19 protein-coding genes are annotated in these 19,444 nt (G+C 71.5%); 7 read left to right on the forward strand and 12 right to left on the reverse strand.

Going from position 1 to position 19,444, the window contains the following annotated elements; all coding sequences use genetic code 11:
* Window positions 1-7: 7 nt before the first annotated feature.
* The 4 genes from bioD to HHX35_RS39295 all read left to right on the forward strand — a co-directional run bounded on the left by bioD (window position 8) and on the right by HHX35_RS39295 (window position 4,664).
* On the forward strand, window positions 8-730 hold the full coding sequence (bioD, locus tag HHX35_RS39280) for a dethiobiotin synthase (RefSeq protein WP_182903669.1): 723 nt from the start codon (window positions 8-10) through the stop codon (window positions 728-730).
* A 34-nt stretch (window positions 731-764) separates the two neighbouring features.
* A complete protein-coding gene (gene bioB, locus HHX35_RS39285; RefSeq protein ID WP_182903670.1) occupies window positions 765-1,763 on the forward strand; it encodes a biotin synthase BioB in 999 nt (332 codons plus the stop codon).
* Between the two features lie 157 nt (window positions 1,764-1,920).
* Window positions 1,921-3,567 carry an acetolactate synthase gene (locus tag HHX35_RS39290; RefSeq protein ID WP_182903671.1) on the forward strand — a complete coding sequence of 549 codons (1,647 nt, stop codon included), beginning with the start codon at window positions 1,921-1,923 and terminating at the stop codon, window positions 3,565-3,567.
* 131 nt (window positions 3,568-3,698) lie between these two features.
* Complete coding sequence (locus tag HHX35_RS39295) at window positions 3,699-4,664, forward strand: aldo/keto reductase (RefSeq protein ID WP_182903672.1); 966 nt, start codon at window positions 3,699-3,701, stop codon at window positions 4,662-4,664.
* A 54-nt stretch (window positions 4,665-4,718) separates the two neighbouring features.
* Here HHX35_RS39295 and HHX35_RS39300 read toward each other — a convergent pair whose 3' ends face one another.
* A complete protein-coding gene (locus tag HHX35_RS39300) occupies window positions 4,719-6,431 on the reverse strand; it encodes a serine/threonine-protein kinase (protein ID WP_259405810.1) in 1,713 nt (570 codons plus the stop codon).
* Between the two features lie 488 nt (window positions 6,432-6,919).
* On the opposite strand from HHX35_RS39300, the gene HHX35_RS39305 reads away from it, so the two are divergent.
* On the forward strand, window positions 6,920-7,297 hold the full coding sequence (locus tag HHX35_RS39305) for a thioesterase family protein (protein WP_079316282.1): 378 nt from the start codon (window positions 6,920-6,922) through the stop codon (window positions 7,295-7,297).
* A 14-nt stretch (window positions 7,298-7,311) separates the two neighbouring features.
* Here HHX35_RS39305 and HHX35_RS44245 read toward each other — a convergent pair whose 3' ends face one another.
* The 8 genes from HHX35_RS44245 to HHX35_RS39340 form a co-directional block, all read right to left on the reverse strand.
* Entirely contained in the window at window positions 7,312-7,524 is a 213-nt protein-coding gene (locus HHX35_RS44245) for a biotin/lipoyl-binding carrier protein (RefSeq protein WP_139580382.1), read from the reverse strand.
* A gap of 30 nt (window positions 7,525-7,554) precedes the next feature.
* Window positions 7,555-8,889, reverse strand: coding sequence for an acetyl/propionyl/methylcrotonyl-CoA carboxylase subunit alpha (locus HHX35_RS44250; RefSeq protein ID WP_182903674.1), 1,335 nt, complete (start codon window positions 8,887-8,889; stop codon window positions 7,555-7,557).
* 133 nt (window positions 8,890-9,022) lie between these two features.
* The gene (locus tag HHX35_RS39320) at window positions 9,023-10,312 is read right to left on the reverse strand and encodes an HD domain-containing phosphohydrolase (RefSeq protein ID WP_310739622.1); all 1,290 of its coding nucleotides are present in this window, start codon (window positions 10,310-10,312) and stop codon (window positions 9,023-9,025) included.
* Window positions 10,309-11,664, reverse strand: a complete 1,356-nt coding sequence (locus HHX35_RS39325; RefSeq protein WP_182903675.1) for an HD-GYP domain-containing protein — start codon at window positions 11,662-11,664, stop codon at window positions 10,309-10,311. The genes HHX35_RS39320 and HHX35_RS39325 overlap by 4 nt, the downstream gene beginning before the upstream one ends.
* A 310-nt stretch (window positions 11,665-11,974) precedes the next feature.
* Window positions 11,975-12,109: a hypothetical protein gene (locus HHX35_RS44260; protein ID WP_259405811.1), complete on the reverse strand. Its 135-nt coding sequence runs from the start codon at window positions 12,107-12,109 to the stop codon at window positions 11,975-11,977.
* 44 nt (window positions 12,110-12,153) lie between these two features.
* Window positions 12,154-13,071 (reverse strand): NAD-dependent epimerase/dehydratase family protein, encoded by a 918-nt coding sequence (locus HHX35_RS39330; protein ID WP_182903676.1) that lies wholly within the window; start codon window positions 13,069-13,071, stop codon window positions 12,154-12,156.
* A gap of 151 nt (window positions 13,072-13,222) precedes the next feature.
* Complete coding sequence (rsrA, locus tag HHX35_RS39335; RefSeq protein WP_182903677.1) at window positions 13,223-13,489, reverse strand: mycothiol system anti-sigma-R factor; 267 nt, start codon at window positions 13,487-13,489, stop codon at window positions 13,223-13,225.
* A complete protein-coding gene (locus tag HHX35_RS39340; RefSeq protein ID WP_036408640.1) occupies window positions 13,486-14,127 on the reverse strand; it encodes a sigma-70 family RNA polymerase sigma factor in 642 nt (213 codons plus the stop codon). Before HHX35_RS39340 ends, rsrA begins: the two co-directional genes overlap by 4 nt.
* A 249-nt stretch (window positions 14,128-14,376) precedes the next feature.
* Here HHX35_RS39340 and HHX35_RS39345 point away from each other — a divergent pair, with 249 nt between their 5' ends.
* On the forward strand, window positions 14,377-15,117 hold the full coding sequence (locus HHX35_RS39345; protein WP_182903678.1) for a methyltransferase domain-containing protein: 741 nt from the start codon (window positions 14,377-14,379) through the stop codon (window positions 15,115-15,117).
* A 28-nt stretch (window positions 15,118-15,145) separates the two neighbouring features.
* On the opposite strand, the gene HHX35_RS39350 is transcribed toward HHX35_RS39345, so the two are convergent.
* From HHX35_RS39350 to HHX35_RS39360, 3 genes are all read right to left on the reverse strand, one after another.
* Complete coding sequence (locus HHX35_RS39350) at window positions 15,146-15,475, reverse strand: TraR/DksA family transcriptional regulator (protein ID WP_182903679.1); 330 nt, start codon at window positions 15,473-15,475, stop codon at window positions 15,146-15,148.
* 192 nt (window positions 15,476-15,667) lie between these two features.
* Window positions 15,668-17,071, reverse strand: a complete 1,404-nt coding sequence (locus tag HHX35_RS39355) for a hypothetical protein (RefSeq protein WP_182903680.1) — start codon at window positions 17,069-17,071, stop codon at window positions 15,668-15,670.
* 162 nt (window positions 17,072-17,233) lie between these two features.
* Entirely contained in the window at window positions 17,234-17,995 is a 762-nt protein-coding gene (locus HHX35_RS39360) for an SOS response-associated peptidase (protein WP_182903681.1), read from the reverse strand.
* A gap of 79 nt (window positions 17,996-18,074) precedes the next feature.
* On the opposite strand from HHX35_RS39360, the gene aroA reads away from it, so the two are divergent.
* Window positions 18,075-19,430 carry a 3-phosphoshikimate 1-carboxyvinyltransferase gene (gene aroA / locus HHX35_RS39365; RefSeq protein WP_182903682.1) on the forward strand — a complete coding sequence of 452 codons (1,356 nt, stop codon included), beginning with the start codon at window positions 18,075-18,077 and terminating at the stop codon, window positions 19,428-19,430.
* Window positions 19,431-19,444 lie beyond the last annotated feature (14 nt).

A 19,444-nucleotide genomic window follows, 5' to 3' on the forward strand; every position in this document is an offset into this window, starting at 1 on the left:
CCCGGGCATGAGCATTCTCGTTGTGACCGGGACGGACACCGGGGTCGGCAAGACGGTGGTGACGGCCGCGCTCGCCGTTCTGGCCAGGGAGCGGGACGCGACGGTCGCGGTGGTGAAGCCGGCGCAGACCGGGGTGGCGGCCGGGGAGCCCGGAGACCTCGACGAGGTGATCCGCCTGTCGGGGGTGACGACGACCTTCGAGATGACGCGGTATCCCGATCCGCTCTCCCCCGCCGCGGCGGCCCGCGTCTCGGGCATGCCGCCGCTGTCGCTCGCATCGGCGGCGGCGCGGATCGAGGAACTGGCCGAGTCGCACCGGCTGGTGCTCGTCGAGGGCGCCGGGGGCCTGCTGGTCCGCTACGACGAGGAGGGCGGCACGCTCGCGGACCTGGCGCGGCGGCTGCACGCCCCCGTCCTCGTGGTGGCGCGCGCCGCGCTGGGCACGCTCAACCACACGGCGCTGACGCTCGAGGCCGTGGCGGGCCGGGGCCTCGACCTGGCGGGCGTGGTGATCGGGTCCTGGCCGGCCGATCCGGGGCTCGCCGAGCGGTCGAACGTCGCCGATCTGGAGATGCTCGCCGCCCGGCCGCTGTCGGGTGCGCTGCCGGAGGGCGCGGGCGCGCTCGATCGGGAGGCGTTCGCCCGCGCCGCCCGCGCCGGACTCGCTCCCACCCTCGGCGGCATGTTCGACCCGGCCGGATTCCGCTCGACCCTTAAGCTGCCCCTGTGACAGGAGTGCCGCCGAGGACCGACGGGAGTGCCGCGTGAGGACCGACATCCTGGAGATCGCCCGCGTTCAGGTTCTGGACGAGGGCAGGGGCCTCGACGCGGCCCAGGCGCTCGAGTGCCTGACGCTGCCGGACGAACGCCTGCCCGACCTGCTCGCGCTGGCGCACGAGGTGCGGATGAAGTGGTGCGGTCCCGAGGTCGAGGTGGAGGGGATCGTCTCGCTCAAGACCGGCGGCTGCCCTGAGGACTGCCACTTCTGCTCGCAGTCCGGCCAGTTCTCCTCTCCTGTGCGCGCGGCCTGGCTCGACATCGCCTCGCTCGTCCGGGCGGCCGTCGAGACGGCCGCGACCGGGGCGACGGAGTTCTGCATCGTCGCGGCCGTACGCGGACCCGACCGGCGGCTGATGGACCAGGTCCGCGAGGGCGTGAAGGCGATCCGCGAGGCGGTCGACATCAACGTGGCCTGCTCGCTCGGCATGCTCACCCAGACACAGGTGGACGAACTGGCCGAGATGGGGGTCCACCGCTACAACCACAACCTGGAGACCGCCCGGTCGCACTTCCCCCACGTGGTCACCACGCACACCTGGGAGGAGCGCTGGGACACCTGCCTCATGATCCGGGAGGCGGGCATGGAGCTGTGCTGCGGCGGCATCGTCGGCATGGGAGAGACCCTGGAGCAGCGGGCCGAGTTCGCCGCCCAGCTGGGCGAGCTGGAGCCCGACGAGGTGCCGCTCAACTTCCTCAACCCCCGCCCGGGCACGCCGTTCGCCGACCAGCCCCTCGTCGAGGGCACCGAGGCGCTGAAGACGATCGGCACGTTCCGTCTCGCCCTGCCGCGCACGATCCTGCGGTACGCCGGGGGCCGCGAGCTGACCCTGGGCGACCTCGGCACGAGGGACGGCATGCTGGGCGGCGTCAACGCCATCATCGTCGGCAACTACCTGACCACCCTGGGCCGCGCGCCCGAGCGCGACCTGGAGCTGCTCGCCGACCTCAAGATGCCCATCAAGGCGCTCTCCCAGACCCTCTGACGCCGTCGGCGGGCGACCGGATGGAATCCCAGTCCGCGAGGGCGGAGTAGCCGCGGCGACACCGGGCATCAGCGGGAGTGACCGAGGTTCTCCTGTGGCTGGAGGGCATTGGCCGCCCATCTGTTCCGGTTACTGACCGACTGGTAGGTTTCACCCTATGGAGTCCCCCAAACACGCAGGCGACATCGCCGTCGCCGTCTCCCAGGCCTACGGCGTGGACACGATGTTCACGCTGTCCGGTGGGCACGTCTTCCCCTTGTACGACGGGGCCGTCCATCAGAACATGCGCATCCTGGACGTGCGCCATGAGCAGAGCGCGGTGTTCGCGGCCGAGGCGACGGCCCGGCTGACCCGGCGGCCCGGCCTCGCCGTGCTCACGGCCGGCCCCGGCGTCACCAACGGCGTCTCGGGGGTCGCCACCGCCCACTTCAACGGCTCCCCGGTCGTCGTGCTCGGCGGGCGCGCCCCGCGCTCACGGTGGGGCTCCGGGGCCCTGCAGGAGATGGACCATCCGCCGCTGTTCGAGCCCATCACCAAGCTCGCCTTCACCGGGTCGGGCGCGGACTCCATCGGGCAGGACGTCGAGATGGCCTTCCGCACCGCCCTGGCCCCGCATCGCGGCCCGGTGTTCCTGGACTTCCACATGGACGACCTGTTCTCCCCGTCGCCCGAGTACGCCTCCGAGACGCTGACCCCGTCGCCGCTGGAGCCCGACCCCGAGGCGCTCGCCGGCATCGCGAGGCTGCTCGCCGAGGCCGAGCGCCCGGTGCTGGTGCTCGGCTCGGACGTCTGGATGGAGCGCGCCGAGGAGGCCGCGCGGGACTTCGCCGAGGAGTGGCGCCTGCCCGTCGTCCCCAACGGCCAGGGCCGGGGCATCCTGCCCGCCGGGCACGAACTGCTGGTCACCCGCGCCCGTGGCGCCGCCTTCGGCCAGGCCGACCTCGTCATCGTGGTCGGCACTCCGCTCGACTTCCGCCTCGCGTACGGCTGGTTCGGCGGCAAGGAGGGCGCGCCGCTCGCCAGGGTCGTCCACATCGCCGACGCGCCCTCCCAGCTCGCGACGCACACCGGTCTGTCCGGGTCGGCCGCCGGCGACCTGTCGGTCATCTTCTGGGGGCTGTCCGCGGCCTGCGGGAGCGCCGGAGTGAACCCCAAGGCGTACGAGCCGTGGGTGAGCAGGCTGAGCGAGGCCGCGGCGGCGGCGACCGCCGGGGACGCGGCCCTGCTGGAGTCCGACGCCGACCCGATCCACCCGATGCGCATCTACGGCGAGCTGAACAAGGTGCTCGCCGACGACGCGGTCGTCATCGGCGACGGCGGCGACTTCGTCTCCTACGCCGGCAAGTACGTCGAGCCGCGCAAGCCCGGCAACTGGCTCGACCCCGGCCCGTACGGCTGCCTCGGCACCGGGCTCGGCTACTCCATCGCGGCACGTCTGGCGAGGCCGTCGTCACAGGTCGTGCTGCTGCTCGGCGACGGCGCGGCGGGCTTTTCGCTGATGGACGTCGACACGCTGGTCCGCCACCGCCTGCCGGTCGTCATGATCTGCGGCAACAACGGCATGTGGGGCCTGGAGAAGCACCCCATGCAGATGCTGTACGGCTACGACGTGGCGGCCGAGCTCCAGCCGCAGTGCCGCTACGACCAGGTCGTCACCGCGCTCGGCGGCGGCGGGGAGCTCGTCACGTCGCCGGGCGAGATCGGCCCGGCGCTGCGCCGCGCCTTCGACTCCGGCGTGCCCTATCTGGTGAACATCGCCACCGACCCGGCCATCGCCTACCCGCGCAACACGACCGGCGTGTGACCGCGCGTACGGCTCCGCCCGTGACACCCGGGCGGAGCCCGGCGGTCATCCCGCCGATCCCGTACAACCGGTAGACGGCTTGACGACCCCATCGTGATCACCCTGTCCGCCGACTGTGCTAGGACGGATGAGTGCGATACGTGCGCCTGGGATCTTCAGGCCTGAAGGTGTCGAGAGTCGCGCTGGGCATGATGAGCTACGGCGCCCCCTCGGCACTCTCGTGGAGCCTCGACCGGGACCGCGCCGAGCCGATCGTCCGGCGCGCGGTCGAGGCCGGCGTCACCTTCTTCGACACGGCCGACATGTACGGCGACGGCGCCAGCGAGGAGGTGACCGGCCGCCTGCTGCGCGCACTGTTCGCCAGGCGCGACGACTACGTGCTGGCCACCAAGGTCTACTACCCCATGGGGCCGGGCCCCAACGACGGCGGGCTGTCGCGCAAGCACGTCATGTCGGCCGTCGACGCCTCGCTCACCCGTCTCGGCACCGATCACATCGATCTCTACCAGGTCCACCGGTGGGACGCGGAAACCCCGATCGAGGAGACGATGGCAGCCCTCGACGACCTGGTCCGAGCGGGCAAGGTGCGCTATGCCGGCGCCTCCCTGATGTACGCCTGGCAGTTCGCCAAGGCCCAGCACGCCGCCGAACGTCACGGTCTCACCCGGTTCGTGTCCATGCAGACTCGCTTCAACCTCCTGTATCGAGAGGAGGAACGCGAGATGCTGCCGCTGTGCGCGGATCAGCGGGTGGGCGTCCTGCCCTACAGCCCGCTGGCCCGGGGCGTCCTGGCCGCCACCGGCCCCCGCGACACCGACCGGGCGGCGGCGGAGCGCGGCAGGTCCCGCTTGACCGACGGCGACGACGCCGTCATCGGCGCGCTGCGCGCGATCGCCGCCGAGCGTGGCCTGCCACCCGCCCAGATCGCGATGGCGTGGACGCTCGCCCACCCGGCGGTTTCCGCGTCGATGGTGGGAGCCACCAGAACCGGTCATGTGGACGATGCCGTCGCCGCCGTCGACGTGGCGCTCACTCCGGAGGAGAAGTCCAGGCTGGAGGAGCACTACCGCCCCCGCGCCCCGTACGGCCACACATGACGAGCCGCCGGACAGCCCGGTGACCGTCCACCCGCGAAGGCCCGCCTCGCCTGCTCAGGACGTCGCGGGAGTGCGGGTCAGGGCCGGGCTGGGTGACGGACTGGGCGAGGGGGACGGGCACGTCTTCTTCACCGTGAACGTGACCGTCGTGCCCTCCTTCACCAGCGTGTTCGCCGCCGGTTTCTGGCTGACGACCACTCCCTTGCACTCCTCCGGGCCCTCGTAGGCGGGTTTCGGGGTGAGACCCAGCATGTTGAGCCGCGCCAGCGCGGAGCTCTCGGGCAGGCCCTTGAGCTGGGGCACCTTGATCATGCCCTCGGTCGAGCTCGGCGAGGGCGTCGGCGATGCGGTGCGGCTCGGCGACGGGCTGGGAGTCGGGCTCGGCGTGGGGCTCGGCTTCCTCTTGGTCGGGCTCGGCCGCGACACCGGCACATCCTGGGAGGGCTTCGTGGAGGGCCGCGAAACGGCCCGCGTCGGCGACGGTGTCGGCGACGGGGTGATCAACGTCAGGGACGGAGCAGGCGACTCGGGGGTTGTGGACCCGGCCGAGGCCATGTTGATGCCGAGGACGGCCAGACCGCCGACGACGGCGAAGCCCGCCACCCCGGCCGCGACCGGCATCCCCCGGCCCCGCTTGGACCGCTGCGCCGCGCGCCGCGCCGTACGGGAGCCCTGCTGCGGGGAGGCGACGGTCGCCGGCGGCACGGCCGGGGCGTCGTTCCAGGACTCTCGCGTGACACGGTAGGTGGCACCGGTGGCCGGGAGGGCCTCAGGCCCGCCCTGGTAGGGGCCTGCCTGGGTGGTCGCGCCCGTGGGCGCGGGCGGGACCCCCATGCCCGTGGCGGCCGGGACCCCGGTGACGCCCTGCGGGCCGTACCCCCCTCCGGCGAGGCCCTGCGGGCCGTAGGCGGGCGCGGCGTCCGGGACCACGGTGCCGGGCATCCCGGCAGCGGGAGACAGCACCGACTGCCGGGCAGCCTGGCTCATCGCGGCGGCGGACGGCCAGCGGCGGGCCGGGTCCTTCGACATGGCCCGCTCGACGATGGCCCGGACGGCGGGCGGCACGTCCGGCGGCAGCGGCGGCGGCTCCTCGCGGATGTGTTTGAGCGCGATCGTCACCGGCGAGTCGCCGTCGAAGGGACGCTGCCCGGCCAGGCACTCGTACGCCACCACGCCCAGCGCGTAGATGTCGACGGCGGGCGTGACCGGAGCGCCCTCGGCCTGCTCCGGCGCGCAGTAGGCCGCGGTGCCGAGCACCATTCCGGCGTCGGTGAGGCGGCTGCCCTGGTCGGCGCGGGCGATCCCGAAGTCGGTCAGCACCAGCGTGCCGTCGGACCGCACCAGCAGGTTGCCCGGTTTGACGTCCCGGTGCACGATCCCCCGCTCGTGCACGGCCTGGAGGGCGGAGGCCGCCTGTGCGATGAGCTCCATCGCGGGCTCGGCGCCGATGCGGCCGAGGCGGGTCAGCAGGCGGTCGAGAGGCTCGCCGTCGACGAACCGCATGACCAGGTACGCGGTGGACCCGTCGCCGGGGACCTCGGTGACCCCGTAGTCGTAGACGTCGACGACGCCGGGGTGGTTGACGGTCGCCATCGCCCGGGCCTCGCCCTGGAAGCGGACGGCGAATCCGGGGTCGTCGAGACGACCGGGGAGAAGCACCTTGACGGCGACGGTGCGCGCGAGGACGGTGTCCTCGCCGCGCCATACCTCGCCCATGCCCCCGGCGCCGAGCCGGGCGTCCAACCGGTAACGCCCAGCCAGGGTCATGCCTTGGGCCACCATTTGCGCCCCGTACCCCCTAAGTGAATCGACCCCCGAAGGTGTCCAACAAAGCAGGTTCGTGTCGCGGGTAGATAACGACAAGTTAACGGAACCCTGTACGCGAAAGGGATCCAGGCTCGGGGATCGAAGGTCGAGCCTACCTGTTATCCGCCCGTACTACCGTGCACCGAGCACCGTGCCGTCCAGTTCCTGGGCGTGATCTGGACGACCATGCGACGGCGGCAGTGCGGGCAGTAACGCGGTGGCTCCATCGCCCTGGCGGCCAGGCAGGCCGCGTGATCACCGTTTCCGGCCGAACGGCCGCAGTGATCGCAGTAGAGGTCCACAGTGCACCACCCTAACCGCTGCCCGCCTCCGCCGCCTGGAAAGCATCATGGAGTCCCCGCTGCCAATTAAGACGCTTCCCGGCCCCTTTTAGTTGCCTGCCAATCTCCACGGGCATCGGGGAATGACGACCCAATAGGCTGACCCGCATGAGTGTTGCTCCAGGTCTGCGCGCCGAGGTCCTCATCATGGTGGAGCGCGAGGACACGGCGATCCGGGTCGGCAGCGGCGACGTGCCGGTGCTGGGCACGCCGCGGCTGCTGTCGTTCGCCGAGGGAGCCACGGTCAAGGCCGTGCAGCATCACCTGGAGCCGGGGCAGACCACGGTGGGGACCAGGGTGCTGATCGAGCACCGTCTGCCCAGCCCGGTCGGGATGCACGTCGAGATCGGCGTCGAGCTCACGGAGGTGGACGGCAGGCGGCTCGTCTTCTCCGTCAGGGCCGTCGACAAGACCGGAGCCCTGGTCGCCACGGGCACGATCGAGCGGGTCGTCGTCGACCGGGAACGGTTCCTCTCCCGTCTTTGAACGTCCGGCCCGCTCTACTCGATGACGGCGATGACGTCTCCCTCCTGGACGACGTCGCCCTCCTGCACGTGAAGCTTCGAGATGGTCCCGGCGTCCTCGGCGAGGACGGGAATCTCCATCTTCATCGACTCCAGGATCACAAGGGTGTCGCCCTCCTCGACGACCTCGCCCTCACTCACGACGATCTTCCAGACGTTCGCCACCATCTCGGCGCGCACCTCGGCCACCCGGGAACTCCCCTCAAATAATCCAGCAGATCAGGCTTTTCTCATCCGGGAGACCAGCCCGGTGTCATAGTTCCCGCTCACGAACTCGGGATGGTCGAGCAACTCGGCGCAGAACGGCAGGTTGTGCTTCGGGCCCTCGATGCGGAACCCGGCGACGGCCTCCCGGCCCCGCTCCAGCGCCTCCTCGCGGGTGGCGCCGGTGACGCAGAGCTTGGCCATCAGCGGATCATAGAACGGCGTGACGGTGTTGCCCGCCGCGTACCCCGAATCGATGCGCACCCCCTCGCCCACCGGCTCCTCCCATACACCGATCTTGCCAGGGCCGGGCAGGAACCTGCGGGGGTCCTCGGCGTAAACGCGGAACTCGATCGCGTGGCCGCTCACCCGCGGCTCGACGGAGTAGACCTCGCCGGCCGCGACACGGATCTGATGCTCCACGAGGTCGAGGCCGGTGACCAGTTCGGTGACGGGGTGCTCCACCTGGAGCCGGGTGTTCATCTCCAGGAAGACGAAGTCCTGGGCGTCCGCGTCCACCAGGCACTCCACCGTGCCCGCGCCGCGATAGGACACGGCCTCCCCCGCCCGTACGGCCGCCGCGAGCATCCGCTCGCGCAGCTCCGGGGTCACGCCGGGGGACGGGCTCTCCTCCACGACCTTCTGGTGGCGCCGCTGGACCGAGCAGTCGCGCTCGCCCAGGGCGACCACGGTGCCGTCGGCGAGGCCGAGGATCTGCACCTCGACGTGCCTGGCCCGCTCGATGTAGCGCTCGAGCAGGATGGCCGGCTCGCCGCCGAAGCGGGCGGCCGCGCGGCAGGCCTGCTCGAACGCCTTGGCCAGCGACTCGTCGTCGCGCGCCACGCCCATGCCGATGCCGCCGCCCCCGCCGGCCGCCTTCACCATCACGGGGAACCCGATCTCCTCGGCGGCCCGCCGGGCCTGCGCGAGGTCGGAGACCGGCTCCCTGGTCCCGGCGGCGACCGGCACGCCCGCGGCCTCCATCAGGTTGCGGGCGTTGATCTTGTCGCCCATCTGCTCGATGGCCTTGGGGTTCGGGCCGATCCAGACGAGCCCGGCCTCGATCACCGCACGGGCGAACGCGGCGTTCTCCGCGAGGAACCCGTATCCGGGGTGGACCGCCCGCGCTCCCGTCGCACGGGCGGCCTGGAGGACCTTGTCGACGTCGAGGTAGCTCTGAGCGGGGTTCGCGGGGCCGAGGAGCACGGTGTCGTCGGCCTCACGTACGAACGGCAGATCGGCGTCCGCCTCGGAGTGGACCGCGACGGCGCGCAGCCCCATGCCCCGCACCGAACGGATGATCCGGCGGGCGATTTCGCCGCGGTTGGCCACGAGAACTGAGTCGAACACGCACCCAACTCTAGGATGATCCCCCGCTCAGTCCCCCCGCCCGTTCCGACTGAACGCGGGGGCCGAATCTGTAGGGTCGCCACAACACCGACGGACCCGGCGTGCCGTTGAAGGCGTTCCGATGCTACGTCTGCTACAAGCGCGTGACGAGCACGAGCCGGTCGACGACGCGCGCCATCGCCTCCACCACTCCGGGGTCGTAGGCCGACCCGCCGTCGAGGCGCAGCCGCTCCAGAGCCGCCGCCGCGCGGTCCCTGTCGGTCGAGCCGCCCACGAGGTCGTCGTACGCGTTGGCGGCCTTGATGATGCGGCTGGCCATCGGCGGGGACTCGGCGAGCGTGTCGCACTGCCGCCGGACGATCTCCGCGACGCCATGGAGGACGCCGGTCTTCCTGATCACCTCGGCGCCCAGCTCGGCGATCCGCCGCGCCTGCGCGGGGTCGGCCAGCACGGTCGCGCCGCCGGGGATCGGGTCGCGCAGCGAGAGCTGGCCGATGTCGTGCATGAGCGCGGCGTACTCCAGCTCCAGCAGCTGCGGCTCCGCCATGCCCAGCTCCCGGCCGATGGCGACCGACAGCTGGCTGACGCGGCGCGAGTGGCCCGGCTCGACGTACCCGCCGACCTCGGTGACCCGGCTCAGCGCGCGCACGGTCTGCAGGTAGGTCGCCCGGATGCCGGCGTACTTGCGGAACGCCACCTGCGTGACGAGCAGCGGCGCGGCGAACGCGGGCAGCGCGGTCATGTCCATGCTGTGCGAGGCGAGCGCGAGCAGGATGCCCGACGCCGCGACGGCGGCGCCGAGCGGCGCGGCCATCCTGATCTCGTCCCGTACGGCCACGACGAACGCGGTCCTGACCTGGTCGGCCCTGAGCATGGCCGCGATCACCACGTCGGCCACGAGCATGACCGTGACGAGCACCGCCATCACGCCGAGCGCCGGCCACCAGTTCCCGTGCCGGTCGGCCGTGTCGCGTGCGAGCTCCCCCAGCGGCCCGGCGAGCGGCCGGTAGGCGAAGGCGAGCAGCGACCCGGCGAGCAGCCGCCGGGCCATCGCGTCGAGACGCGGCGGCCGGCCGACCGCCAGGTGCGGCAGCCCGCCCGCGATCATGCCGACCGACATCACCGCCACGACCTGCAGGGCCGAATGGTGCGCCGGCCGTCCGCCCACGTCGAGCAGCAGGGCGTATCCGAGGGAGGCGGCGGTGGAGATCGGGGCGACCTCGCGGTTGCCGGGCATCGTGAGCCGGGCCAGCTCTCCGGCGGCGATGAGCGCGCCGAACCCGATGGCGACCCGCGGATCGGTCAGGCCCTCCGCCGCGGTGTGGGCGATCCCCGCCACGGTCAGCATCCCGGCGGCGCAGATGAGCAGGAGCTGGCCCGAGTCGAGCCCCACCGGCCTGGCCGTCAGCCGACGCTCCCTCACCGCTCCGACACCACCTGGATGGGCGTCGTCGGGTCGTCGTGGTCCTTCACCGTGGTCTCCACGGCCGCGTCGTCCGGCGGGACGGGCACCGGCTGCGCCAGGTCCCAGCCGTGCCGGTCGAGCGCCTTGACGAACGCGCACACCATGTCGGGGTCGAACTGGGTTCCGGCGTTCTTGCGCAGCTCGGTCACCGCGAACTCGATCGACTTGGCCTTGCGGTAGGAGCGGTCGGAGGTCATGGAGTCGAACGCGTCGGCCACCGCGATGATCCGGGCGAACTCGGGGATCTCCGAGCCGGCCAGGCCCATCGGGTAGCCCTTCCCGTCATGTCGTTCATGGTGGTGCATGATCCCGGCGAACGCCTCGTCGAGGAAGTCGATGCCCCGCACGATCTCCAGCCCGCGCATCGGGTGGAGCTGGATCGCGGCGTACTCCTCCTCGGTCAGGCGACCGTCCTTCTGCAGCACCTTGGTCGGCACACCGAGTTTGCCCACATCGTGGAGCATGCCCGCGTACCGGATCGCGCGCAGCCGCTCGGTGCCCATCCCGATCTCCTCAGCGATCATGGAGGAGGCCGCGGAGACCCGCGTGCAGTGCCCGCGCGTGTAGTAGTCCTTCGTCTCCACCGCCTGGCACAGCGCCGCGATCGTCGCGTCGTACGCCCGATGCTCGGCGTGGTAGTGCCCCAAGGCCCACCGGGCCACGAACAGCGGCAGCAGCACGAGCACGGCCGAGATCGACTGCACAGTCGACCACAGGGCCGCGATCAGCAGGCCGAAGGTGGCGAAGCCGACGTAGGAGCTCAGGAACTGCACCATCGCGCGGAGCGAGACCTGGTCTTTGTGCACCGCGGACGCCAGCCGCAGGATGACCGCGGTCAGCGCGAAGTTGACGGCCACGAAGACCACCGTCGCCGCGGCGTACGGCACGAGGATGCCCGGGAAGTCGGCCGGCTCGGGCAGGTCGGCCCGTCCCCCCGTGCTCTCGTAGGCCCATCCGGCGGCGTACCCGCACAGGGCGTACTGCGCGCCGTTGAACAGCCGTTTCACCATCGGCAGGCCGGGGCGCACGCTCACGACCGCGGCCAGGCCGACCAGGGCCGCGCCCTCCGGGCCGACGAGCACCACGGCGGCCAGCGCGGCGGAGAAGCTCACCGACACCGCGACGTGCGGCACGTTGAGCAGCGTCGGCACCGACTCGCAGAGCAGGAAGAGCAGCGCCAGGACGAGAAGCGCCGACCAGTCCTCCGCCACGAGCCCGTGATGCGCGAGGAGACCGCGCGTGATCACGAGACCGGCGGTTCCGACGAGCGCGACGAAGTAGACCCTGGCGGGCCACGGAAGTTCCCGCATGGCGGCCACCTTGAATGCGGATCGGACCCGTGGGCCGGCCCTGCCGGACCGGCCCACGGGCAGTGACTACGTCCAGGAGATCCCCGGGGTGCCGGCCGCGAGACCGGCCAGAGCCACCACCGGAGTGAGCAGCGCCAGCGCCACTATCAGCCTGACGACGGTCTTCCCAAGCATTGCGCCGCCTCCACGTCGATGTCGCACTCAGGCTACAGAAGGGCCGACTGCCGGTCCGGGATGTCGCGACCATCGCAGCCAAACCGTAACCAAGCCATCACACGGCGTGCAATTGCACCGGTTTGTCAGTGCCTTCTCACGGGGCGAACCGGGCCATCAGCCGACGAACGTCGTCGTCCACGTCGGCCTGGAGCATGCCGTTGCCGACGCTCGGCGTGCAGCCGTACCAGATGTGCACGCCCGCGGGCGGCCCCTCCTCGTAGCCGAACACGAGAGACGTCCCGCCATGGCCGGCGGTTCAACCGGCGCACGCGATCAGACGAGCGCCTGGCGGGCCCATTCGACGGTGGCCTTGAGGCCCGTGGGCAGGTCGTGCCGGGGACGCCAGCCGAGCGCCTCGTACGCCGGGGCGGGGTCGACGGCCATCGCGGGGAGGTCGCCCATGCGAGGGGGCTCGAAGCGGGGCTCGTCCGGCGCTCCGGCCGCCGCGGCGATCAGGCTGTGCAGTTCACGGTCGGTGGTCTGGACGCCGGTGCCGAGGTTGACACGGCGGCCGTCGCCGTGGGGCCCGCAGGCGCGGGCGAAGCCGTCCACCACGTCCTCCACGAAGACGTAGTCGCGCGTCTGGGAGCCGTCGCCGTACACGACCGTGGGCTTTCCCGCCAGCAGGGCGTCGGTGAAGATGGCGACCACCCCGGCCTCGCCCTCGGGCGACTGGCGCGGCCCGTAGACGTTCGACAGCACGAGCGTGGTGTATTCGAGCCCGTGCAGCGCCCGGTAGGTGGCGAGGTACAGCTCACCGCCGAGTTTGGAGGCGGCGTACGGCGAGCGTGGATCGGTGGGGGCGTCGCCCGGGACGGGAATCACGGCCGGCCTGCCGTAGACGGCTACGGAGGACGAGTAGACGACCTTGCGGGCTCCGGCGCGGCGGGCGGCCTCCAGGACGTTCACCGTGCCCTCGACGTTGATCCCGGCGTCGGTCAGCGGGTCGGCCACGCTCCTGCGCACGCTGATCTGCGCGGCGAGGTGACAGACGACCTCCGGCCGCCAGCGTTCGGCGAGCTCCGCGAGCGCCGGGTCGCGCACGTCCATGACATGGAGGGGGGCGTCGGGGTTGCGCACGTGGCCGGACGACAGGTCGTCCACCACCGCGACCTCGTGGCCGTCCCCCAACAGCCGATCGACGAGGGTCGATCCGATGAACCCCGCCCCGCCCGTGACCAGTGCCCGCATGTCCCCGCCCTTCCCGGCCTGTAACGGAAGATCCTAACGAGCATTGCCCCGGCACGGCCCGATCACGCCCCCACGATGGAGGCGCGCCTCGCGGGGGCAGGGCGCGGCGAATGGCCGTGCCACCCGGCCGTCGCCCCTCGGAACCGCCGAACTAGTCGGCCATCTCGGCGCGTACCTGCTCGATCCGGGTGAGCACCTTGCTGCGCAGATCCTGCGGGACAGGGTCGCACCCGCAGTGTTTGGCCACGAGCCGCTTGACGGCCTCCTCGAGGCCGTACTCCTCCAGGCAGGGAGAGCACTCGTCGAGGTGCTTCCTTATCTCCGAGAGGCGGTCGCTGTCCAGCTCACCGTCCAGGTAGGTGTACACCCGGTCGAGCACCTCGCTACACGGGGTGTCGTGGTGGTTCCCGCAGCTCATCGCTCCTCCTCGCCAAGCGTCCCGCCGAGACCCGCGCCGCGGGAGTCCGACCGCACGAGGCCGCGCTCGCGCGCGTAGTCCTCAAGCTGGTTGCGCAGCTGCCGGCGGCCCCGGTGGAGGCGCGACATCACGGTCCCGATGGGCGTGCCCATGATCTCGGCGATCTCCTTGTACGGGAAGCCCTCCACGTCCGCCAGATAGACGGCGATGCGGAACTCCTCGGGGAGCGCGGCGAGAGCGTCCTTCACGTCGCTGTCGGGAAGGTGCTCGAGCGCCTCGATCTCGGCCGACTTCAGCCCGCTGGACGTGTGCGACTCCGCCCGGGCGAGCTGCCAGTCCTCGATCTCCTCGGTGCCCGCCTGCTTGGGCTCCCGTTGCTTCTTCCGGTAGCTGTTGATGAACGTGTTGGTGAGGATGCGGTAGAGCCAGGCCTTGAGGTTCGTCCCCTCCTGGAACTGGTGGAAGGAGGCGAACGCCTTGGCGAAGGTCTCCTGCAGGAGATCCTCCGCATCCGCTGCGTTTCGGGTCATCCGGAGCGCGGCCGAGTACAGTTGGTCGAGAAACGGCATGACGTCGCGCTCGAACCGCTCGCTGCGCTGCTCCAGAGTCTCCTCGGCTGTCTTGGAGACCGGACCCACCCCCTTAAGGACACCGTACCCAGCCGAGGATACCGGCCCGGCAACGTCCAGCCCGTCGAGGCCTTCTGGCAGCACCAACGTCTTCATGCCCAACTGCAACAGGGCGGGCGTAGAGTCTGTTCCCGGTGCAGATTGAGGTGACGAACGACCCGGTGCGGGGAAAAAAGTAAGCACCGGCTTGGTAGCCCGGAAACCGAGTTTCGCTGCCGCACGCCCAGGCGCGGGGCAGCCAGAGTCCAGGAGCCGCTCGTGCTGCCTATACCGGCCAACGAACTCAACGGCCCGGGCACGCTTGGACCGTACTGGACCTTTTATCACGCGGTCGTCGCCGAACAGCTGCGCCAGTGGCTGCCCGGCCGCCCCTCCCTCCTGCTGGACCTGTCCGGCGGACGGGGGCGCTGGCCGGCCCAGGCGGCGCGCGCCGGTCACCGGGTGATCGAGGTCATGGACTTCCGCAGGCCGGCGGAACCGTGGTTGCGCGACGCCTCCGACCGCATACAGAAGGTGCGCGCCGACAACCTCGGCTTCCTGCCCGACGGCTGCGTGGACGGCGTGATCGCCGAGGAGCGGGTGCTGTCGGTCGAGATCATGGCGGAGTCCGTCATCGAGGACGTGGCCCGGGTGCTGCGGCCCGGCGGGCGCGCGCTGCTGTGCGTCGACTCGCTGGTCCTCGGGATGGCGATCCTGGCCGAGCAGAACTACTGGGCGCACCTGTGCCAGACGGGCGAGGTCATGCTCATCCCCTGGCCCGACGGCAGCATCACCCGCTGCTTCACCAGCCAGCAGATACGCGAACTGATCACCGGCGCCGGCCTCGAGGTGGAGTGGGTGCGCCCGCGCACCGTGCTGTCCCCCTCCACCGTCGACCACGTGCTGAGCTCGGAGAGCAAGTCGCTGTCCTGGCTGGTCCGCACCGAGCTCGAGACCGAGGCCGACGGCGACGACACGGTCGGCATCCACCTGGTGGCCAGCGCCCGCAAGCCGATGTGAACGCTCTCCGGAACGGCGCTCGGGCTGGTCACCGGCGGCGCTCGGTCCGTGACTGGCACTGCACGCAGCGGGCCGCCTCGGGGCGGGCCTCCAGCCTGCCCTCCGGCACGAGCGTGCCGCAGTCGACGCAGCGGCCGTAACCACCGTCGTCCAGCCGCCGCAGCGCGGCCAGCACGGCCGTACGCTGCCGGGACGCGGCGTCGAGCATGGCCCGGGTCCGGTCGGCGTCGGTGAGGTCGGCTCCCGCGTCGGCGAGGGACCTGTCGCGCCCGGCCGGATCCCCACGCAGCACGCTGATCGACCGGTCGAGCTCGGCGAGCATGCTTTCCAGGCGCATACGCGCGGTCGCGACGTCCACGGATCCGCACCTCCGGGAGTGGGGGAATCACCCGTCCAGGAGCCCCCGGTCTCCTGGACGGTCAGCGGCCGGTCACCTGCCGTGCGACCGCTTTCTCGAACGGATGCCCACTTCGCGCGCCGCTTACACCCCTGACCTGCTCGGCAGCCGCCCCAGGCGCGGGCTCACAGGCGCGGGCTCACCGGTGCGGGTTCACTGGCGCGTGGGCAGGCCGATGAGGTGCGTCGCGCCGAGGAAGAAGGCCGCGCGGACGTTGTCGTCGCCCACGAGGTCACGGATCGCCGCCGCGGAGGCCCCTGCCTCGCCGTAGCCGACCTTCAGGAACGACGGGTCCGGCTCCTTGGTCACGTCGAGGCCCTTGAGCAGGACCTGCGCACCCCTGCCCGACCTGGACACCGCGTCCCAGAGCTGGGTGTAGACGTCCACGGTCAGCAGATCGACGAAGCCCTCACTGATGATCTGGCTGTGCCGGATCCCGTCCGCCGTCTCCCTGAAGCGGGGGTGGGTGAGCCGGTGCATCAACTCGTGCACGAGCGTTCTGATCACCCGCCAGCGCCAGTCGGACTTCGTCCCCCACACGGGACTCGGGAAGATCGGCTGCACGGAGATGTTGCCCTCGCCTCCGCTGTGCGCCGCGGTCAGCTTGACCATGGCGCCGACCCTCCTGCTCAGGGTCGCGTCGGTCGACAGGCGCTCCTCCAGCAGGGCGCGCAGCGTCTCCCGGTCGCCGGAACGGGAGGCGTCGTAGTTCGCCTTGGCGAGCAGCGCCCCTCGTTGCTTGTCCCAGCCGACCGCCTGCGCCCTGTTCATCATCCAGTTCAGCCGCTCGGCGGGCCCGGCGGGCAGCTCCCAGGTGCTCTGCAGGCGTTCGCCGTAACGGAAGCCGTCGAAGTAGGGCCCCTCCTCCCAGGCGTCCGCGTACGGCCGGAGTCCGACGGTGACGAACAGCTGGAGGAATTCGGCGATGCGCCTGAGGTGGTCGAGCGACTCCGGCTCGGACTGCCTACCCGTGGGCGGTGCCCAGTGCCGGAGCTGCTCGTCCACCACCTTCGCCAGCAGGTCGGCCAGCTCCTTGAGTACGTTCGCCTGCAGCGGCCCGACCTTCGTCTTCCCCTCGCCGTCCTGGCTGGAGCCCGGGGGGTTGTAGATGAGGTTCAGCTTCGCCGCCACCGCCGTGTCGAGCGGGGCGAGCTTCCGGACGACCGCCGCCCTCACCCATCCGCTCGCCCGCAGCACCTCCCGCTCGAACGCGTCGTTCTCGGCGCCCGGCATGGCCGTACGCAGCGTCGCCCGGCCTATCAGGCGGCTCACCGCGGCGGTGTGGTCGAAGTCCTCGGGGAGCACGTCCAGGTTGGTGCCGTACAGGTGGAGGGCGTGGGCCAGCCAGAGCTTGTCCTCGCCCTGGTATTGCGCGATCTGGGGCCAGACATCGATCTCCAGCCCGGTGAACAGGCGGTAGACACGGTTGAAGTATTCGGGGTACTTGCTCTCGGGGAGGAGACGTAGCTTCGTGTAGTCGACCGTCGCCTTCAGCGGTCCGAAGCCGACCGTTCTCGGCTCGGCCGGTGTGCGCGTGAGGTCGTTCGTCAGGGACATGTAACGCTCCAAATGACTGAGAGTGGCGGGTTACGTACATGTCGTGCAAGCGCCACCGGAGCGTACGTCCGGCCCTGACTCCGATCAACGGGTTGTCCGCGTTAGGACAGCGAGAACGGCTCCGCCCGCGTCCGGGCCGGGAACGTCCCGTTCGGGGACCGTTCAGAACAGGCGCGGGACGTCGTCACCTTCCAGGGGCTCGAGGAGCTCGGGGCCGTTGTGGCGGACGCTGTTGACGGCGTCCGACACGGCGTACGCCTCCAGCCGGTCCGGGCCAGCCGGGACGAGCAGGCCGGTGGGGTCGGTCAGGCGCGGGTCGAGCCACTCCGTCCAGCGGTCGCGCTCGACCATCATCGGCATCCGGTCGTGGATGCGGCCCAGCTTGTCCGTCGCCGTGGTGGTGATCACCGTGCAGGTGCACAGCCACTTCAGCGGGTCGTCGTCCGGGCGGGTGGGGTCCTTCCAGAACTCGTACAGGCCGGCCATCGCCAGCACGCCGCCGTCGGCGGGGTGGATGAAGAACGGCTGCTTCTTCTTGCCCTCCAGCGGCATCCACTCGTAGTAGCCGTCCGCCGGGATCAGGCAGCGCCGCGACTTCAGCGCCCTGCGGTAGGACGGCTTCTCCGCCACGGTCTCCACCCTGGCGTTGATCATCCGCGAGCCCACCGACGGGTCCTTGGCCCAGCTCGGCACGAGCCCCCACCGGACCACCCGCAACTGCCTGACGGGCTCGTCGCCAGGGCTCTCGCCGCCGTCGTCCTTCGGCACGCGGCACATGACCGCGTAGACGTTCTTCGTGGGCGCGACGTTGTAGTCGGGCCGGAGCTCGCCACCGGGCACCTGGTCGGGCACCCCGTCCAGCTCGACCTGGAACTCCTCCAGCAACTCCTGCTTCTTGCGCGCAGACGCGTACCTCCCGCACATGCCACAAGACTGCCACTCGCGCGGGCCGCACGCGCTCTCACGACGGTGCGGACGAGCGTGCGCGCACTAAGCTTGCGGCATGGCCTCTCCGCAGTCCGCGTCCGGCGGCGCCGTGCCGCACGGCATCGATCAGAACGGCGTCGAGAAGAACGCCGCCGCACCGCTCTGGCCCGCCCCGGTGTCCGCCGAGCCGGTCCGTGCGACGGTCCGCCTGCCCGGCTCGAAGTCGGTGACCAACCGCGCGCTGCTGCTCGCCGCGCTGGCCGACGCCCCCGGCACCGTACGGCTCGCGCTGCGCAGCCGCGACGCCGACCTGATGACGGCCGCGCTGCGCTCGCTCGGCGCCGAGATGACGCCGTCCAACGAGAGCGCCGACAGCGTGGACTGGTCGGTGACCCCCCATCCCGTACGCGGCGGGGCGTCGGTCGACGTCGGGCTGGCCGGGACCGTCATGCGGTTCGTGCCCCCGGTCGCCGCGCTGGCCGACGGACCGGTCTTCTTCGACGGCGACCCGCACGCGCGCAAACGGCCGATGGGCCCGATCCTGGGCGCGCTGCGCGCGCTCGGCGCGTCGGTGGACAACGACGCGCTGCCGTTCACGATCCGCGGGCCGATCCCGGGCGGCGAGGTCACCCTCGACGCGTCGGTCTCCTCGCAGATGATCTCCGGCCTGCTGCTGGCCGCCGCGCGCTTCGAGAAGGGCGTGACCGTTCGGCACAGCGGCCCGCCCGTCCCGTCGATGCCGCACATCGAGATGACCGTGCAGATGCTGCGCCAGGCGGGAGTCGAGGTGGACGACTCCGAGCGCGACGTGTGGCGGGTGCAGCCCGGCCCGATCCTGGCCAGGGACGTCACGGTCGAGCCCGACCTGTCCAACGCCGCTCCCTTCCTCGCGGCGGCCCTGGTGACCGGAGGCTCCGTCGTCGTGCCGGACTGGCCGGAGGAGACGACGCAGGGCGGCGACGCGCTTCGCGGGCTGCTCGCCGAGATGGGCGCGCGGGTCGAGCGGGTGCCGGAGGGCCTGCGGGTGACCGGCGAAGGGCGGGTGCGGGGCATCGACGCCGACCTGCGCGACGTCAGCGAGCTCACCCCCACGATCGCCGCGCTGGCCGCGCTGGCCGACGGACCGTCCCGCATCCGGGGCGTGGCGCACATCCGGGGGCACGAGACCGACCGGATCACCGCCCTGGCCACGGAGATCAACCGGCTGGGCGGCGACGCCCGGGAGACCGACGACGGCCTGGACATCCACCCCCGGCCGCTGACCGGCGGCGTCTTCCACTCGTACGCCGACCACCGCATGGCCACGGCGGGCGCGGTCATCGGCCTGGCCGTGCCGGGCGTCGAGGTCGAGGACATCGCGACGACCGCCAAGACGCTGCCCGAGTTCCCGCGCATGTGGGCCGCGATGCTGGGCACCGAGGAGATGGCATGAGCGGCGGGTTGGTT

It is taken from the genome of Microbispora sp. H10830 (assembly GCF_014161375.1).
Classification (GTDB): domain Bacteria; phylum Actinomycetota; class Actinomycetes; order Streptosporangiales; family Streptosporangiaceae; genus Microbispora; species Microbispora catharanthi.

Bases quoted from the DNA above. Each gene is read 5' to 3' on its own strand.
- HHX35_RS39325 (WP_182903675.1), bottom strand. From the start codon at position 11,664: ATGCGGGAACTTCCGTGGCCCGCCAGGGTCTACTTCGTCGCGCTCGTC.
- aroA (WP_182903682.1), top strand. From the start codon at position 18,075: ATGGCCTCTCCGCAGTCCGCGTCCGGCGGCGCCGTGCCGCACGGCATC.
- HHX35_RS39305 (WP_079316282.1), top strand. From the start codon at position 6,920: ATGAGTGTTGCTCCAGGTCTGCGCGCCGAGGTCCTCATCATGGTGGAG.
- HHX35_RS39355 (WP_182903680.1), bottom strand. From the start codon at position 17,071: ATGTCCCTGACGAACGACCTCACGCGCACACCGGCCGAGCCGAGAACG.
- bioD (WP_182903669.1), top strand. From the start codon at position 8: ATGAGCATTCTCGTTGTGACCGGGACGGACACCGGGGTCGGCAAGACG.
- HHX35_RS39300 (WP_259405810.1), bottom strand. From the start codon at position 6,431: ATGACCCTGGCTGGGCGTTACCGGTTGGACGCCCGGCTCGGCGCCGGG.
- HHX35_RS39290 (WP_182903671.1), top strand. From the start codon at position 1,921: ATGGAGTCCCCCAAACACGCAGGCGACATCGCCGTCGCCGTCTCCCAG.
- HHX35_RS39360 (WP_182903681.1), bottom strand. From the start codon at position 17,995: ATGTGCGGGAGGTACGCGTCTGCGCGCAAGAAGCAGGAGTTGCTGGAG.
- HHX35_RS39330 (WP_182903676.1), bottom strand. From the start codon at position 13,071: ATGCGGGCACTGGTCACGGGCGGGGCGGGGTTCATCGGATCGACCCTC.
- rsrA (WP_182903677.1), bottom strand. From the start codon at position 13,489: ATGAGCTGCGGGAACCACCACGACACCCCGTGTAGCGAGGTGCTCGAC.